The organism is Sphingobium cupriresistens (assembly GCF_004152865.1).
Classification (GTDB): Bacteria; Pseudomonadota; Alphaproteobacteria; order Sphingomonadales; family Sphingomonadaceae; genus Sphingobium; species Sphingobium cupriresistens.
The window spans coordinates 1-16,651 of record NZ_SEOO01000057.1 but is presented as its reverse complement, the minus strand read 5'-3'; the positions used below and the strand labels follow the sequence as shown (position 1 = coordinate 16,651).

General features: G+C 64.0%; 14 protein-coding genes and 1 tRNA gene. 8 read left to right on the top strand and 7 right to left on the bottom strand.

Features of this window, described 5'->3' with window-relative positions:
• Positions 1-145 precede the first annotated feature (145 nt).
• The 4 genes from EWH12_RS20095 to EWH12_RS20080 all read right to left on the bottom strand — a co-directional run bounded on the left by EWH12_RS20095 (position 146) and on the right by EWH12_RS20080 (position 4,546).
• A complete protein-coding gene (locus tag EWH12_RS20095) occupies positions 146-469 on the bottom strand; it encodes a hypothetical protein (RefSeq protein WP_129927613.1) in 324 nt (107 codons plus the stop codon).
• Positions 470-732: 263 nt separating this feature from the next.
• A complete protein-coding gene (locus EWH12_RS20090) occupies positions 733-1,134 on the bottom strand; it encodes a YdbL family probable chaperone protein (protein WP_129927612.1) in 402 nt (133 codons plus the stop codon).
• Positions 1,131-1,319 (bottom strand): YnbE family lipoprotein, encoded by a 189-nt coding sequence (locus EWH12_RS20085; protein ID WP_066601632.1) that lies wholly within the window; start codon positions 1,317-1,319, stop codon positions 1,131-1,133. The genes EWH12_RS20090 and EWH12_RS20085 overlap by 4 nt, the downstream gene beginning before the upstream one ends.
• Positions 1,316-4,546 carry an intermembrane phospholipid transport protein YdbH family protein gene (locus EWH12_RS20080; protein WP_129927611.1) on the bottom strand — a complete coding sequence of 1,077 codons (3,231 nt, stop codon included), beginning with the start codon at positions 4,544-4,546 and terminating at the stop codon, positions 1,316-1,318. The genes EWH12_RS20085 and EWH12_RS20080 overlap by 4 nt, the downstream gene beginning before the upstream one ends.
• Before the next feature lie 134 nt (positions 4,547-4,680).
• On the opposite strand from EWH12_RS20080, the gene radC reads away from it, so the two are divergent.
• On the top strand, positions 4,681-5,376 hold the full coding sequence (gene radC, locus EWH12_RS20075; RefSeq protein ID WP_066605205.1) for a RadC family protein: 696 nt from the start codon (positions 4,681-4,683) through the stop codon (positions 5,374-5,376).
• Positions 5,377-5,600: 224 nt separating this feature from the next.
• Here the strand turns inward: radC and EWH12_RS20070 are convergent, their stop codons facing one another.
• Both EWH12_RS20070 and EWH12_RS20065 read right to left on the bottom strand, forming a co-directional pair.
• Positions 5,601-7,031 (bottom strand): DEAD/DEAH box helicase, encoded by a 1,431-nt coding sequence (locus EWH12_RS20070; RefSeq protein WP_129927610.1) that lies wholly within the window; start codon positions 7,029-7,031, stop codon positions 5,601-5,603.
• 125 nt (positions 7,032-7,156) lie between these two features.
• Complete coding sequence (locus EWH12_RS20065; protein ID WP_129927609.1) at positions 7,157-7,591, bottom strand: hypothetical protein; 435 nt, start codon at positions 7,589-7,591, stop codon at positions 7,157-7,159.
• A 78-nt stretch (positions 7,592-7,669) separates the two neighbouring features.
• Here EWH12_RS20065 and EWH12_RS20060 point away from each other — a divergent pair, with 78 nt between their 5' ends.
• From EWH12_RS20060 to EWH12_RS20045, 4 genes are all read left to right on the top strand, one after another.
• Positions 7,670-9,109 carry an FAD-binding oxidoreductase gene (locus EWH12_RS20060; protein ID WP_129927608.1) on the top strand — a complete coding sequence of 480 codons (1,440 nt, stop codon included), beginning with the start codon at positions 7,670-7,672 and terminating at the stop codon, positions 9,107-9,109.
• Between the two features lie 135 nt (positions 9,110-9,244).
• On the top strand, positions 9,245-10,045 hold the full coding sequence (locus EWH12_RS20055; protein ID WP_066601620.1) for a SapC family protein: 801 nt from the start codon (positions 9,245-9,247) through the stop codon (positions 10,043-10,045).
• A gap of 378 nt (positions 10,046-10,423) precedes the next feature.
• Positions 10,424-10,498 (top strand) — tRNA-Glu (locus EWH12_RS20050).
• Between the two features lie 163 nt (positions 10,499-10,661).
• Positions 10,662-11,897, top strand: a complete 1,236-nt coding sequence (locus EWH12_RS20045) for a tyrosine-type recombinase/integrase (RefSeq protein WP_129927607.1) — start codon at positions 10,662-10,664, stop codon at positions 11,895-11,897.
• 60 nt (positions 11,898-11,957) lie between these two features.
• Here the strand turns inward: EWH12_RS20045 and EWH12_RS20040 are convergent, their stop codons facing one another.
• Entirely contained in the window at positions 11,958-12,161 is a 204-nt protein-coding gene (locus EWH12_RS20040) for a helix-turn-helix transcriptional regulator (RefSeq protein ID WP_037521612.1), read from the bottom strand.
• 418 nt (positions 12,162-12,579) lie between these two features.
• On the opposite strand from EWH12_RS20040, the gene EWH12_RS20035 reads away from it, so the two are divergent.
• From EWH12_RS20035 to EWH12_RS20025, 3 genes are all read left to right on the top strand, one after another.
• Complete coding sequence (locus EWH12_RS20035) at positions 12,580-13,014, top strand: type II toxin-antitoxin system RelE/ParE family toxin (RefSeq protein ID WP_340640838.1); 435 nt, start codon at positions 12,580-12,582, stop codon at positions 13,012-13,014.
• Complete coding sequence (locus tag EWH12_RS20030; RefSeq protein ID WP_037521614.1) at positions 13,004-13,324, top strand: helix-turn-helix domain-containing protein; 321 nt, start codon at positions 13,004-13,006, stop codon at positions 13,322-13,324. The genes EWH12_RS20035 and EWH12_RS20030 overlap by 11 nt, the downstream gene beginning before the upstream one ends.
• 1,265 nt (positions 13,325-14,589) lie before the next feature.
• Positions 14,590-16,341, top strand: coding sequence for a ParB/RepB/Spo0J family partition protein (locus EWH12_RS20025; protein WP_037521615.1), 1,752 nt, complete (start codon positions 14,590-14,592; stop codon positions 16,339-16,341).
• Positions 16,342-16,651: the final 310 nt, after the last annotated feature.

Genomic DNA, 16,651 nt, shown 5'->3' with positions numbered 1-16,651 from the left:
GATGCCACCACGTGAGTGGACCATGGCGAAGGCGCAATTTGCCGTGATCTTCGGCGAACGTTTCATCAGAGCCATGGCGGCCTGATGATCAACCGCCCGGCCGCACACGGAAATCCTGACAGTCCCGCCCAAAGGCACAATGCAGCTAACCAGCGGCTTCATCATCAAAGATCATATGCCTTATGAGGGCTACTATCGCGACAAACGGGAAGAAGGTTTTCACTATCACTGGGTCAGTTGGAAGCACTTTAAACACGTTTATGACCGGGATCGAAATACCGAACAGCAAAATCAAATCATCAGGCGAGGTCCAGCTTATACCAAGGCCAAGAAATCCAAACAATGAACCGATAATCCAAAGTGGTTTCCGCGTGAAATATGGCGATCGCGCAATTACTATTACGGCAAATATGCTTATTGCTGATACGATCAGCCCGAATATGACGACGATAATTTGATAGACGTTCATGCTCTCAGCCCCCTTGGATTGAGGCTAGCAGCGCATTCGGAACGGCACAACGCGGGCAAGAATTTCGCTGGCGATAGATCGGTCTTTCTGCTGTGGGCTTTCGAGAAATCGGGCCTAAACGGCAAAAATGGTCGTTTCCGGTAATCCCTCCCCTCCGCGCCGCTTCGCGCGCGCTATCCCCTTTCCGGCGAGGATGGGACGCCAATAAAAAGGCGCGGTGACATCGCCACCGCGCCTTTCCGTCATTCTCTAAACCGCTGCGATCAACTCGCCATCGCGCAATAGCCCGGCAGCGCAATCGCGCCTGCGCCCTTGGTTTGCCAGGCGCCGGCGCCGATGCGATAGGCCTGGCCCTGCTTCACCCGGCTGCTGAGTGTCTGGCAACCGGTGGCGGCCGCGACATCCTGCACCGTGACGCCGCGCTGGCCCGCGAGCTGCGTGTACGCGGCACGGCGCTTGATGTTGATCGATTCGACTTCAGCGCGCACATCCGCGCCGACCGTCCCGGCGATGCCGAGATAGCCGTCGGCCTGCTCGCCCACCGTGCCGGCCGCCATGGCGGCGGCTACGGGGCCGGACTGGGCGCGCGCGGGCGCGGTCATGACGAAGCCGCTGGCCAGCGCAACCACAGCGCCGGCGGCGAACATGAGCATCTTGCGTGTCATTGCGGGAACAACTCCGGGTTATTCTGGATAAGATCCTGCGCGTCGCGTTGCAGCTTGACGACGACCTCCTGCTGCACCTTGACGTTCAGGTTGATTTCGATCGGCTTGTCGGGCGCCTTCACCTGAATGCAGCCCCCCAGCGCGGAAGCGGTCAAGGCCGCTGTCATGATTGCCTGTATCTTCATTTCTGCTCCCCGTTTGGCACAGTTTCGCTTTCCGCAGGCTGAACCGCAAGGCCGTTATTGCTATTCGCCTTCATCTCCTGCTGCACCTTGTCGCCGATGCTGTTCTGAATGAGCTGCGACGGGTCGATGAAGGATTGGGCGGTGCCGAGCAAGCCGCGGAAGGGCGCTGACACGCGGACGTTGAAGATGAAGGGCAGGCCGATGAAGCTGCGGCTGATGCCCGACGGCGCATCGCCCAACTTGCCGCGGTTGACGCCATTGAACACGACGTTGGTGACCATTTCCCCATCCAGCGCGCCATCCATCAGGATGGTCAGGCATTTATATTGCAGATCCTTGAGCGCGTCGAAGGCCATCTTGCCCATCACGCCGAGTTGCTCGTTGGATACCGGGCCGACATAGGACAGCACGCCGGACTGGCGCGTGGGGTCGCAGGGGATGGTCGGCAGCACGCCTTCGGGCATGATGAGCGGCGGCATACCCTGTTGCCGGGCGACCAGCACACCGCCGGCGACACGACCGCCCTGCGCGTTGAAGATCAGCGGCATGATGCCGTCGAACGTGCCGGTGGCGGAGATATTGTCCAGTTCCATCGCCTGAATGAACGCGCCCGCATCCAGCCCGACGACGCGGAAGGTCAGATAGCGGTCGACATCGGCGCTGAAATCCATGGTGGTGGGCAGCAGGGAAAGTTCGCCGCCGGAGAAGGGCCAGCCGCCGCCCTCTATCCGCACCTTCTGCCCGGCCTCCAGCCGATAGCGCACGACGCCGTCGCGCACTTCGACGCCCGGATTGACCGACTTGATCCGCACTTCCTGCCCCGGCGCGGTGACCATGCCGATCAGGTCGGTGAAGCGGATTTCGCCCGACAACCCCTCCACCGGGCCGAAGGCGGCGGCAAGATTGGCATTGTCGGTGCGGAAGGCGCCGGTGGAGGTGACCGCCGATCCGGTCCAGTCGATACGCCCCTGCCCCGCCACGGTCGCATTCACATTGGCGACGACGCCGAGCGCGAGCGGGGTCACATCCTCCGGCTGGAGGCCAGGACCAAAGACGAGGTTGGAGACGATCAGGTCGGCATGGCCCTTCCCGCTCGACAGATCGTGCGCGATATCGGTGCGCGCGACGGTCGCGCCATTGCGCGGCGCATGGAGCGTGCCGTTGGCGGCGATGCGGCCGTCCTTGAGGCTGAGCGTGAAGTCGGGGACCGAGAGCGGGGTGAAGCGCGCAGGCGCCTGCGAATCGCGCACGGTCATGGCGGCGCTGAAAGCCAGCACGCCCTTGGCAAAACTCCAGTCGCCCGCGCCCTGCTCGATGATCAGCGGCACGCTGCCGATCTGGCCGCCCGCACCCGTCACCTTGCCGCCGAAACCGTCTTTGGTCAGCGCGCCGTCCAGAGCCGCGGCGGACAGGCGCACCGGCGCGTCCTGCGGTCCGATCGTGAGGGCCGGATTGGCGAGCGCGAATCCGGTGCGGCCCAGCACGACCCGCGCCTGATCGGCGGTCAGGCGCATCGGGCTGTCGCCGCTGCGGCCGTCCAAGTCGAGGTTGCGGATTTCCGCGCCGCCACTGGCGCCGCCCGACCCAGTCGCGAACATCGCGCCGCCGCCGACCGGACAAAGAGTCTGGCGGGTCTGGCCCAGCGCGAAATTGCCGTAACGCGCCTCGACCAGCGAAACGGGAACGCAAGCGGAGTTGACGGTCAGCGCGCCATTGGCGGCCATGCGCCCTTCGACCGGCAGGCTGAGGCCCCGCACGCGGCCGTCGGGCAGGGGGCCGTCGAGCCGGACCGCGGTGGAAAAGCGGGTCGCGCCACTGGCGTCTGCGGTGAAGCGCACCCGGTCGAGCGCCAGGCGCGCGTCGCCCGCTGCATAGGGATCGACGAACAATTCGCCGCCGAACCCGCCGCCCGGTCGCCGCTTCAGGCGCAGCGCACCCCTGGGCAGGCCGCCACCATCCGTGGTCAGCGCGCCGTCCAGCGCCCAGTCGAGGCCGCCGACCTTGCCCGGCCAAGCCAGTGTCGCCAATGCGCCCGGCGCGAGGCCGACGCGCGCGCCGCTGCGCGCGTCGAGGCCCGCATCAGTGATGACGACGCTGCCGCTGCCCAGTTTCTGCACCAAAGCGAAGCGGGTGTGAACGCGGTTGGCCGCGCCCGCCCGTTCGACCGCATCGGCCAGGCGCGCGGCGAGCGGCCCCACCGGCGTTCCGGCCGCAGCAGTGCGGACACCGGCCAGCGGGTCACGTCCGGTCAGGTGGATATCCTGCCCCGACAGCGCGCCTTTCAGGCTCGTCCCCTCCGCGCCGACCACCCAGTCGCCGGTCAGGCGCGCGTCGCGCAGCAAGGCGCCGCGTCCCGTCACCGCCTTTGCGCCCAAGCGCACTTTGCCGCCGGTGCGCACAGCAGTGCCGTCGAAATCGATGCGGCCATCGGGCGACGCCAGCACCAGGCCATTGCCCCTGAAGGCCTCGCCCGACAGGTCGACATGGCCGCTCCAGCGGTCGAGCGCCTGCCCAAGGCTGAGGTCGATGGCCGCGACGGGCCGGGCGATCGCCGCGCCTACGTCGCGGCAGGCGACGGCGTCGGCGCGGATCGGACCAGACAGATGCGGCTGGCCCTGCCGCATCGCGACATCGAGCATGGCCGTCGCCTGCGTCAGGCCGCAGCCCGCCAGCGACGCGCGGGGCATCGCCGCGGCCAGCTTGCCGCGGAAGCCCGACTGGAGATTGCCGTTGCCGTCAATCTGCATACCTACGCGCCCAGCGTCGGTATCCAGCGTCAGTCGCGCGTCGGCGAGCGCCACGATGATGTCTGGCAGGCTGAACGGCGCAGTCGAATCGGGGTCGCGAAACTTGTCGAGTTCGCCCAGACGCAGGACGCCATCATGCAGGGAGCCGCGCATCCGCACGCCCCCTGCCCGCACCGCCGCGACCTGCGGCGTCAGGCCGACAAAGGCGACGTCGACCTCCACCCAGCGCGCCGTCAGATCCGGCTTGGCCGGATTGCCCAGCACGATATTTTCGATCCGCTGGGTGCGCAGGCCCACATCGACCAGGTCATAATTGGCCTGCACCCCGCGCCGGTTGAGTTCCCGGCTGACGAAATTCTCCGCAATCGGGGCGCGCTGCGTCCACAGCGCCGCCAGCACCAGCGCCAGCGACCCGGTGCCAACGCCCAGCCAGCGCAGCCATGCCCGGCGAACCGTCTCTTCGCCGTCCTGTTCTTCCATGCTTATGGCCAACCCCGGCTTGCTGCGACACTGATGGTCCGTAACGGGACCATAACGTCTGTCACCTTCTAAATATCCTTGCCCCGCGATTCCGCAACGCATAGCGTCACAAAGCCGGTAAAGGGGGCGAATTGTTGTCGGAACAGGATGGAAAAGCCCCGCATGACGGCGCCGGCCATCGCGCGCGGTTGCGGAGCAAGCTGGCGGAGAGCGGTGGCGATGGCCTGCACGACCATGAACTGATCGAATATCTCCTCGCCCTGGCGATTCCCCGGCGCGACACCAAACCGCTGGCCAAGGCGTTGTTGCGCGAATTTGGCGGCATCGGCGGCCTGATGAGCGCCGACTGGCAGGCGATCGCGCGGTTGCCAGGCATGGGCGATACCAGCATCGCGGCGATCAAGATCGTGCAGGCGACGATGCTGCGGGCGCTGCGCAACGAGGTGGCGGCGCGGCCGGTGCTGGCCAGTTGGCAGGCGCTGCTCGACTATCTGCGCGCGGACATGGCGCATCTGAGCGTGGAACGGGTGCGCGTATTGCACCTGAACAGCCGCAACATGCTGATCCGGGACGATCATATGGGCGACGGATCGATCGATCAGGCGGCGATCTATGTGCGCGAGGTCATCAAGCGGGCGATGGAATTGGGGTCGGCGGCGCTGATCCTGGTGCATAACCACCCGTCGGGTGATCCGTCGCCCAGCCGGCAGGATATCGACATCACGCGGCAGATCGTGGAGGCGGGCAAGCGGCTGGGCATCAGCGTGCATGACCATATCATCATGGCGGCGAGCGGTCATGCCAGTTTGCGGGCGCAGGGGTTGTTGTGATTATGGCTGGCGGCGAATGCGCGTGGATGGGGTGGATCGCGTCCGCTTCTGGCCGATTTACGACCGGCAACTCGCTGCCCGCGACCTCTCAATTATCGCCTGATCCTGGGGATTTCCCGATTTTGCTGCGGAAGGCACACATCCGCGAAGCCTATGGCGTCGCCGTGTAGCATCTCCATCCGCAGCCTTTATCCATCATCCCAGCCGTCGCCGGGATGACGCGCCTATTGGGTGAAGCCGAAGTTCAGGAATTCTGGGACCGGGCCGTTCCAGCCATCGTCCGGGCCGTCATCGGCTTGGTCGTTGCGGCGGCGCGGCGGCGCGGCAGATGTGGTGCGATCAGGGCGCGAATCGCGGGAGCGGTCTTCACGCTGATCATTGTCGCGCGGGCGATCCTCACGGGCCTTTTCTTCACGCGGCGTCGGCTGTTCAATCTCCGCGCTCGGCGTTTCCTCGACCTGCGCGGGGCGTGCGCCGCGACCGCGACCGCGCGGCGCGCGGGCGAGTTCGTCCCTGACGGGTTCGGCAGATGCGACGACATCGGCGGCGCCAACGACCTCGATCTTCGTGCCGATCAGCTTCTGGATATTGTCGATCGCCTCGGCGTCCGCTTCGGTGACGAAGGTGTAGGCGACGCCGCTGGCGCCCGCGCGGCCGGTGCGGCCGATACGGTGGACATAATCGTCCGGGTGCCAGGGCGCGTCATAGTTGAACACATGGCTGACGCCCTTGATGTCCAGTCCGCGCGCCGCGACGTCCGATGCGACCAGGATGTTGACGGTGCCGGCGCGGAAGCGTTCCAGTTCGGCGATGCGCGACCCCTGGTCGATGTCCCCATGGATTTCGCCCGACTTGAAGCCGTCGCGTTGCAGGCTCTTGTTCAAGTCCCGCACCGTGGTCTTGCGGTTGCAGAAGATGACCGCGCTGGTGACGTCCGCTTCCCGCAGCATTTTGGAGAGCGTGTCGCGCTTCTTGCGCGAATCGACCTTCACCAGACGCTGGGTGATGTTGGTCGAGGCGCTGGCGGGGCGCGCGACTTCGATCGACTTGGGATTGGACAGGAATTTGTCGGCCAGCTTCTTGATGACCGGCGGCATCGTCGCGGAGAACAGCAAAGTCTGGCGCTGCGCAGGCAGCTTGGTGCAGATTTCCTCGATATCGGGGATGAAGCCCATGTCGAGCATCCGGTCGGCTTCATCGATGACCAGTAGCGAACAGCCGTTCAGCATGATCTTGCCGCGACCGAACAGGTCCATCAGGCGACCCGGCGTCGCGATCAGCACGTCGACACCCTTTTCGAGCGCGGCGAGCTGGTCCCCCATCGACACGCCGCCGATCAGCAGTGCCATCGAAAGCTTGTGATATTTGCCGTATTTCTCGAAATTCTCGGCCACCTGCGCGGCGAGTTCGCGCGTCGGCTCCAGGATCAGCGAACGGGGCATCCGCGCACGGCTGCGGCCATGGGCCAGGATGTCGATCATCGGCAGCACGAAGCTGGCGGTCTTTCCCGTCCCCGTTTGGGCGATACCGATAATGTCGCGCATCATCAGGACGGAGGGGATCGCCTGCGCCTGAATGGGGGTGGGCGTGTCGTAACCGGATTCGGTTACGGCCCTGAGCAATTCGTCGGAAAGGCCGAGATCGGCAAAAGTCATTCAATGGTCCGGGAACAGGAGGCTTATCCGTCCTGCGCGGATGCGAGACGGAAATCGGCCGCGCATTGCGGAAATATCGGCCTCTTGTCAAGAAAATCGCGCGGTTGCCGGGCGATGGCGGCGGATCAATCCTCCTCGCCGACCGGGATGAGGCGACGAAAACTGTCGATTGCGCAACTCAGGCCGCTGCGCGCCTGCAATTCGTCGCGGCCCGAACAGAGCGATCCGTCATCATCCGGTTCGACATAGAAGCCGGAATAGAAACCCACTGAGTCGCAGCCCTTTTCCAGCCGCGCCCGATAGCGGTGATTGTCCGCCAGAATGAGGTCCACGCCATTGTCCACGACGATGCTGCCGCCGCGAATCGAGCGCAGCGCGACGCAGCGCGGCCCCTTTTTTTCCTGCCATCGCTCACGCGCATCGGGCGCGATCCGGGCAGGCGCGCGCCCCTTGCGCACCATCGGCACGCGAATGATGACGCGCTGCTGGATGGACAATTGCGCCCATTGGACCGGATCACCGGTCGATGCGGACAGCAGCAGCAATATGGAATGAACCAAGACGGACCCCTTATATGGGAAGCGATGCTATCGGGTGGTGGTTGAACCGTCGATGAATTCCGGGGATAGGTGCGTCCCATGATTGGACAAGATATGATCGATCGATTCATCGCCCTGCTCGGCCCCAAGGGGGTGGTCACCGATCCCGACGACATCGCCCCCTGGGTCAGCGACTGGCGCGGCCGTTATCATGGCGCGGCGGCCGCGATCCTGGCGCCCGCCTCCACGCAGGAGGTCGCCGCCACCGTCGCGCTGGCCGCGGAACTGGGCGTGGCGCTGGTGCCGCAGGGGGGCAATACGTCGATGGTCGGCGGCGCGACGCCACCGGCGGACGGATCGGCGCTGATCCTGTCGCTGCGGCGAATGAACCACATTCGCAGCCTGTCTCGGCAAGATAATCTGGCGGTGTGCGAGGCGGGCGTAATCCTGAGCGTGTTGCACGACGCGGCCGAGGAACAGGGCCGGCGGTTTCCGCTGAGCCTGGGGGCCAAGGGGTCGGCGACCATCGGCGGACTGGTGTCGACCAATGCGGGCGGCACGCAGGTCTTGCGCCACGGCACGATGCGCGCGCTGGTGGAGGGAATAGAGGCGGTGCTGCCCGACGGCAGCATCTTCGATGGGCTGGATGCACTCAAAAAGGATAATCGCGGCTACGATATCAAACAGTTGTTGATCGGGGCGGAAGGCACGCTGGGCGTCGTCACCGCCGCGGCGCTGCGGCTCGCGCCCGCCATCGCCGCGCGGGCTGTGGGATGGGTCGGGGTCGCCTCGCCCGCCGACGCGCTGGCGCTGCTGCGGCTGACCGAAACCCTGTTGGGCGAAAGCGTCGAGGGGTTTGAGGTGATCGCCGACGAGACGCTGGGGTTCGTGCTGGGGCACATCCCCGGCACAAGATCGCCGATCGAGACGCGCACGCCCTGGCATGTGCTGATCGAGGTCGACCATGCCGACCTGTCTGAGCCGGGTCCGTCGGAGCGGTTGGAAGCGGCGCTGGCCGACGCGTTCGAACGGGGCATCGCCGTCGACGCGGCGCTCGCCGCCAACGAGGCGCAGGCCGACGCTTTCTGGCGCATTCGCGAATCATTGTCGGAATCGGAAAAGGCGCAAGGGCCGGCGCTGCAATATGACATCAGCGTGCCGGTGGCGAAGATGCCCGCCTTCATGATCGATGCGGCGGCGGCGGCGGAAGCGCGCTTCCCCGGCACCACGGCTTCCTCCTTCGGCCATCTGGGCGACGGGAACGTCCATTTCCATGTGCGCGCGCCCAAGGGGACGGGCGACGGCCCGGCCTGGATCGCGACCCAGGGCCAGGCGATCAACGGCTTCGTCCATGATGCGGTGGTCGCGGCGGGCGGCTCCATTTCGGCCGAACATGGCATCGGCCAGATGAAGCGCGCGGAACTGGGCCGCCTAGCCAGCCCGGCGCGGATCGGCGCGTTGCGCGCGATCAAGGCGGCGTTCGATCCCAAGGGCCTGTTCAATCCGGGCAAGCTCATTCCGCTGCCCGGCGAAGGCTGACGGCGGCAAGCTGAACACGCGCCGCCGACAAACCGATTGCCACCAACCGGCAAGGCCATTATCGCCCTGCCCCAATATTCAGCCCGCGGCGCGCGCATAAAAGGCGGCCGCAAATTGACAGAATGGACCCGGACCATGGCCAGCGCGCCCGCCAACACCCTGCCCATCTTCTACAATGATCTCCTGCCGCTGAGCAGCGTGGACCATCTTGATTATCGCACCCGCCAGATCGATTCGGCGCCGTTCCTGACGACGCAGCACGCCGTTCCGCTGACGATCGACGAATTCGTCCCGGCCCAGCGCTTCGCCCCGATCATCTTTTCGGCCGGCGCCGATTCCGTGCCGCTGCTGCTGATGGGCCTCAATGAAGGTGTGAACGTCTTTGTCGATGACGAAGGCAAGCTGCGCGGCCCCGCCTATGTTCCGGCCTATGTCCGCCGCTATCCCTGGATGCTGGCCAAGCTGCGTCCCGACAGCGACGACCTCTCGCTCTGCTTCGATCCCACCAGTCCGGCGATCGGCGCGTTCGACGAAGGCCAGTCGCTGTTCGAAGACGGCAAGCCCAGCGAGCAGACTCAGGGCGTGATGAAATTCTGCGAGGATTTCGAACAGGCCGCGGCCCGCACCGGCCAGTTCGTCCGCGACCTGCAGGAACTCGACCTGCTGATGGACGGCGAAGTCGCGATCCAGACCCCGGTCGCCGACCAACCCTTCGTCTACCGCGGTTTCCGCATGATCAACGAGGAAAAGCTGCGCGACCTGCGCGGCGACCAGCTGCGCAAGATCAACCAGAACGGCATGTTGCCCCTGATCCACGCGCACCTCTTCTCGCTCCAACTGATGCGTGAAATCTTCGAGGCGCAGGTGAGCCAGGGCAAGGGCCCGATCGCCATGCCCGCCACCGCGGAGCCGACGCAGGAGCCGGTCGGGGCCTGAACGAGAAATTAACCCGAAAGGGTTTGAAAAATTGATGGAAAGGGCATCGCATCCCCTCTTGTAAGGCGATGCGACCTGCCCTATCTATCAATCATGCGATGCACCTGCCCCCCTTTCGGGTGTATCGTATGGGCGCCTCCCCCTTTGGAGGCGTCTCCTCCCTGAACCTTGGCCACCCCATGCTCTGCATGGGGTGGTTTTTTCTGTGAGGTGACCGGCCATGCTCTGCGTGGAGTGGTTTTTTTGTGGGGTGCCCAGTCATGCTTTGCACGGGGCGGTTTTATAGCGCGGACGGGATGGATGCTCTGCGGTTTCGCTTGACGCCATGGATGCCCCTGCCTAAAGGCCAGCCCCTGCCGACCGCCAAGAGCGGTCCATGGCCCCTTCGTCTAGCGGTTAGGACGCGGCCCTCTCACGGCTGAAACACGGGTTCGATTCCCGTAGGGGTCACCAAAATACTCTCCCAGAGTGTATCAGAAGGTGCCGGGAACGGCGGATTTCTGCGGTTTTTCGTGGTATAGGTATCCCATACGGAGCGGTCTTGGACCACCGGATACCAGCATGTTGATGGTATGTCTGATGGTAGCGCGGCCCTCCCCAAAAAGGAGATACCATCATGGCGCTCACCGCCGCTGCGATCAAGAACGCCAAGGGCCGCGTAAAGCCCTATAAACTCACCGATGGCGATGGCCTGTTCCTCTATGTGACGCCCAATGGCGGTCGCTACTGGCGGATGAACTACCGCCATATGGGCAAGCAGAAGACGCTGGCCTTCGGGGTCTATCCCGACACCGGCCTTGCCGATGCCCGCGAGCAGCGGGACGCCGCCCGCAAGGTGCTTGCAAAGGGCGACGACCCCGCCGAGAAGATCAGGCTGGATCGCATTGCCGCCACCGTGGCCGCGTCCAACAGCTTCAAGGCCGTAGCCGACGAATGGCTGGTGAAGGTGGAGCGTGAAGGCCGTTCCGCTGTCACGATGAAGAAACTGCGCTGGCTGCTGGCTTTCATCAATGCATCGCTGGGCAAGCGCCCTGTCACCACCATCACCGCGCAGGAGGTGTTGACCATGCTGCGCAAGATGGAGGGCAAGGGCCGCTACGAGACGGCCAAGCGCCTGCGCAGCACATGCAGCCAGATATTCCGCTACGCCATCGCCACGGCCCGCGCGGAACGCGACGTGGCGGCGGACCTGCGCGGGGCGTTGATCGCGCCCCAGCCCGTCCACAGGGCGGCCATCGCCAGCGCGGACAATGCGGGTGGACTGTTGCGCGCCATTGAGGCGTTCGAAGGCTTTGCCAACACCAAGGCGGCGCTGCAATTACTGCCCCATGTGTTCGTGCGCCCCGGCGAACTACGCCATGCCGAATGGGCCGACTTCGATTTTGACAAGGCGCTGTGGACGGTCCCGGCACACAAGACCAAAATGCGTCGCGCCCACACCATCCCCCTGTCCCGACAGGCATTGGCGATCCTTGAAACCATCGAGCATGACGCGGACTATAGCAGCTACCTGTTCCCGTCGCTCCGCTCAGTGGATCGGCCCATGTCGGAAAACACCATCAACGCCGCCTTGCGGCGCATGGGCTTCACGCAGGATGAAATGACCGGCCACGGCTTCCGGGCGATGGCGGCGACGCTGCTGAACGAGATGGGCCTATGGCATCCCGACGCGATTGAGCGCCAGCTTGCCCATTGCGACAATAATGCTGTGCGCCGTGCCTATACGCGCGGGGAATATTGGGACGAGCGGGTGCGGATGATGCAGCATTGGTCCGACCATCTCGATTTCCTCCGCGATGGCCAGAAGGTCGTGACCGGCAAGTTTGGCAAAGCGAAGAGCCAAGCCGCCTGATCGCAGGCCGCCAACCTCGCCGTGCCCTCGCCCACAAGAAGCGAGGACACGGCGACAGGATCAAACGCCCAACTCCTCCCGGTAGCTTACCGGATCGGCAATCCAGCGATTGATAGCGGACTCCCGCCAACCCGCGCCGTGGACGCTGATTTTCACTTGGCGGGGAAAAGTGCCTTCGCCCATCTTGCGATAGAGCGTCGTGCGGGAAAGCCCGGTGCGGGCCAGAACGGTTTTCAGTCTTATGATACGGTCAGGGCTATTCATGGGGGCAATCTCTTCAAATCAGAATGTTGCACGCGCCCCCCGGCCACGAGCATTGGATGCCTTGCCGTCCCGGACAAGAGCCTTCCGGACGGACAGAAAGCTAAGCTCTGAGGTTATGGTGGACGCTGGCGGCAATCGGCGGTCAGCGGCGGAGAACGGCGGAATTTGGCGTAGGCTCTTCACTGACAAAGATCAGTGCAGATTTTTTCCCACTCTGTACCAAAATTCCATGCGCAACATTCACAACCGCGCCGTTCCGGCGGGACAGCCAAAAGGCGCTAGGCCGAGTCGGTCATGGGATGCTCCTTTGAAAGGACCACCTTCGCAGCGTCATGAAGCAAGGACTCATGCTCACCCGCTGCCTGCCTGTTGTCAAGAAGGCCGATGCGGTATCGCTCGATCCCATCGACGTTGAACTATAACGCTATGTGTTATATACACCAACAGAAGCAGGAGAACCGCCATTTCGCGTATCTTCAAGAATGGATGGTTCGAGCGCTTCGCGCGAAAGGAGCGGATTACGGACACATCGCTTCGCGAAGCGGTGGAACGCGCGGAAAGCGGATTGGTGGATGCCGACCTTGGCGGCGGCGTCATCAAACAGCGCGTCGCGCGCACCGGGCAAGGCAAGTCGGGCGGCTATCGCACGCTGATCCTGTTCCGGCAGGGTGACAGAGCGATTTTCGCTTTCGGGTTCGCCAAGAATTCGCAGGCGAACATATCGAAGACCGACCTGACCTTGCTCCGCAAGGCCGCGAGCGAGGCGCTGGAATGGAGCGGTGAGGACCTGGACCGGCTGGTGGTGTCGGGAACGCTGGTGGAGATAGGCGATGGGAACCGTGATGAAGGATAAGGGCTATCGCAGCGAGATTGCGGGCGCGATCCATGAGATGGTGAGCGACGCGCACGACGCGGGCGTGGTGTCGCGCGCGACGCTGCGCACTTTTGACGAGGCCTGCCTTGCTCCGGCCCCGGCGCTGGCGGGTGACGAAATCCGGGCGATCCGGGAGCGCGAGCATGTCTCGCAGCCGGTGTTCGCCGCCTATCTCAACGTCTCGCGCAATCTCGTGTCCGATTGGGAACGTGGCGTGAAGCGTCCCGGTGGCCCTGCCCTGCGCCTGCTGTCGATCATCCAGCGCAAGGGATTGCAGGCTGTGGCCTGATGGCCCCATGCCTCTTCTCTATGGCGCAGCGTAAAAAAACAGGCCCGCCTCAAAGATGAGGCAGGCCTTGAGAGGGATGCGAACATCGCCATGCCCGCAGGCTAGTTCACTGCGTAACCCACAAAAGGAATGCCCCCGCCACGATCGCCGCGAAAATGCCATGTGGCGGGAACAGCAGAGAGATATCTACGCTGCAAGTGGGTGTCGACCCTGGAAATGCAGAAAGGCGCATCCATTCAGCGCCACCGACAAACTCTACGAATCTCGTGAAGGACCACGACATGCTCCATCCGATTGCCATGGCCCCATGCAGCCATGAGGAGCACCCTCAGTGGGATGCGGTCTGGTCGAGAAGAATTGCGGGTTGCCGCGCTCCGGGGCAGGTGCGTCCTCCAACTCTGCTATGCGATCGCGGTATGAGGGTTTTGACGCCATTCAGTTTGGCCCGTTTGCCAGCAAGAGGCCGCTCGCAGACGGCGCATTGAACCTGTTCCGCTCGCCTTGGTCGTGGGCTTATATTCGACAACTCCCAATCTCCTGTCGGGCGACAAAGGCGCGCCATTAATTCGGCGCCGGCGTCTGCTGATGGCCGGCAGCGCTTACCTTTAGCGTAGGCAGGCCTTTCAAACAGGAGATCTTTCGCAAAAGATATTGGCAGCCCGGATAGCGCAACGGCTATATCCGGCTCCATCCTGCGATCGGCGTAACTTGCTGTAGCCGCTTGCGCTGCTCGATGGACCCCGACGCCATAGTCGGGGGGAGACGCCGGGGCCGATCGAAGCACGTCCTGACGGTAGGGACGGAAATCAGAACGCCTTAAGAATTTTCTGCATCATTATTAAAAACTCGTTAATATCGCGGCGATCGTTTGGTCTTGGCAGACTGAACCATGCTCAAGAAGAATGACGGGCGTCCCCGCGCGCTCGCGCGGGCCGCGCTCTATTCCGCTTCGCTCCACCGAGCCAGCGTCACGCGCCGCCTCGGCACCTCGTGGTGTAACGATCGCATGACGCGGTGGACCGGCTGCGCCGCTCCAATGCGGTCATCGCGCATGCGCGCGATGGCATAGGCCGGCTCCGGCAAGCGGTGTGGGCGTCACTTCCCTCTAGGCGCGTCGCGGCGGGCAGCAACCCGGCTATGCCGGGTCTTCCTCTTCGTTTCAGCCCTGACGGGTGCGGCCCGCCTTTGCCGACGCGCCTGCCGGTGCGCTCTTGCCGCCCACCCCGCATTTCGGGGCCGGGATGATGCGAAGAGGAGCAAGAAACATGGAACTCAAGCACATCGACATCGCCAGCCTCTCGGTTTCGTCCGCCAACATGCGCGGAGGAAAGAAGGTGCCTGACCTCACCAACATCCTGCCTTCGGTGCGCGCGCGAGGTATCCTCGTGCCTCTGATCGTGCGGGAGAAGGATGATCACGGCTACGAGATCGTGGCAGGCAAGCGGCGCTATCATGCCGCATTGGCTATCGCACAGGAAAACGGCAGCATCGATCCCTTGCCGTGCGCCGTCATGGCAGCAGGTGACGATGCGGCAGCACTGGAAGCCTCGTTGATCGAGAACATCGCGCGTCTGGACCCCGACGAGATGACCCGCCACGAAACCTTCACCCGGCTTGTCCGGGAAGGCCGCAGCGTCGAGGATATCTCCCTGACCTTCGGGCTGACTACCTTGCAGGTGAAACGCACCCTTGCGCTGGGCAACCTCATGCCACGCATTCGCAACCTTTACCGCGCCGAAAAGATCGATGCCATCACCGTGCGGCACCTGACCCTCGCCAGCAAGACACAGCAGCGCGAATGGCTTGCCCTGCTCGATAGCCAGAGCGACCACGCCCCCTTGGGCCAGAACCTCAAGGCGTGGGTCATGGGCGGAGCGGCTATTTCCACCACCGTCGCGCTGTTCGATCTTGCAGGCTATCCCGGCGAGACCGTCTCAGACCTGTTCGGCGAGAACAGCTACTTCGCCTGTGCTGCCGATTTCTGGACGGCGCAAATGGCAGCGGTCGAGGAACGCGCGGATGCCTACCAGGAAGCCGGATGGCAGGAGGTTGTCGTCATGGAGCGCGGTTCATATTTCCACACATGGGAACATGAGCGCTGCCAGAAGAAGAAAGGCGGCCGGGTCTATGTGGCGATCAGCCATCGCGGCGAAGTCACCTTCCACGAAGGCTACATCACCGGGAAGGAGGCCAGTAAGCGCGAGGCAGGGGAGAATCTTCCCAAGCCGGTGCGGCCGGAGATCAGCGCTGCTATTCAGAACTATGTCGATCTGCACCGTCACGCCGCCGTGCGCGTGTCTCTGCTTTCGCAGCCCGCCATGGCGCTTCGGCTGATGCTCGCTCATGCCATTGTCGGTTCGCCCCTCTGGCGGGTGGACGTTGAAAAGCAGCGCGCCAACAGCGACCCGATTGCAGAGAGCGTAGAAGCCAGCGCATCGGAAGCGGTGTTCGACGCCAAACGCCGCGAGGTCCTGGCCCTGCTGGGCTTTGATGCCGACACGCCCACCGTCACGGGCGGCCATGCGGGCGATCATGGCCTGCCGGGACTTTTCGTGCATCTCACCGGCCTTTCCGATGAAACGGTTACGGCCGTCCTCGCGATTGTGATGGGCGAGACACTGGCGGCGGGAAGCGCGATGGTGGAATTGCTGGGCGCATTACTCAACGTTGACATGGCATCGGTCTGGCAGGCCGATGACGCCTTGCTCGACGGCATCCGCGACAAGGAGGTGATCGGCGGGATCATAACGGAGGTCGCAGGCGATGCCGTTGCCAGCGCCAATGCCGGGGAAATCGTCAAGGTCCAGCGGCAGATCGTGCGGGACTGCCTCGCCGGAACCAATGGCCGTGCCAAGGTTGAGAACTGGGTGCCGCGCTGGCTGGCCTTCCCGCCGTCCACTTATACCGACCGGGGCGGCGTCGGCAGCGCCGAGCGGTGGGATAGGATTGCCGCGCTGCTTGATGTTGACAAGGGCGCGCTGAATGCCGACGAACGCTATCTGGCACAAGCGGCGTAGTCGTGATGGACCCGGAGGCGAAATCGCCTCTGGGCTTCCAGTGAAGTTTCAGCGCTATCGGGACGCCATAGCGGTTGCCCAAAAAAAGCCCCGGCCTTGCCGGGGCGATTAAGCGATGCTCACGAGCATCATCGGCCCTATACATTACCGACGATTCCGTTGTTCGTTGAGTGCGTGAGAGGCTTCGTAACCGACCGGTTGAGGCCGCCTGCCTTGCTGTGATGTGAGCGCGTAAGAGACGTCCATAAGGACGTCGTTATGGACGTCCTGAGCCAAAGCGAGGGACGGCGGTGGAGATATTGGGCCGGGA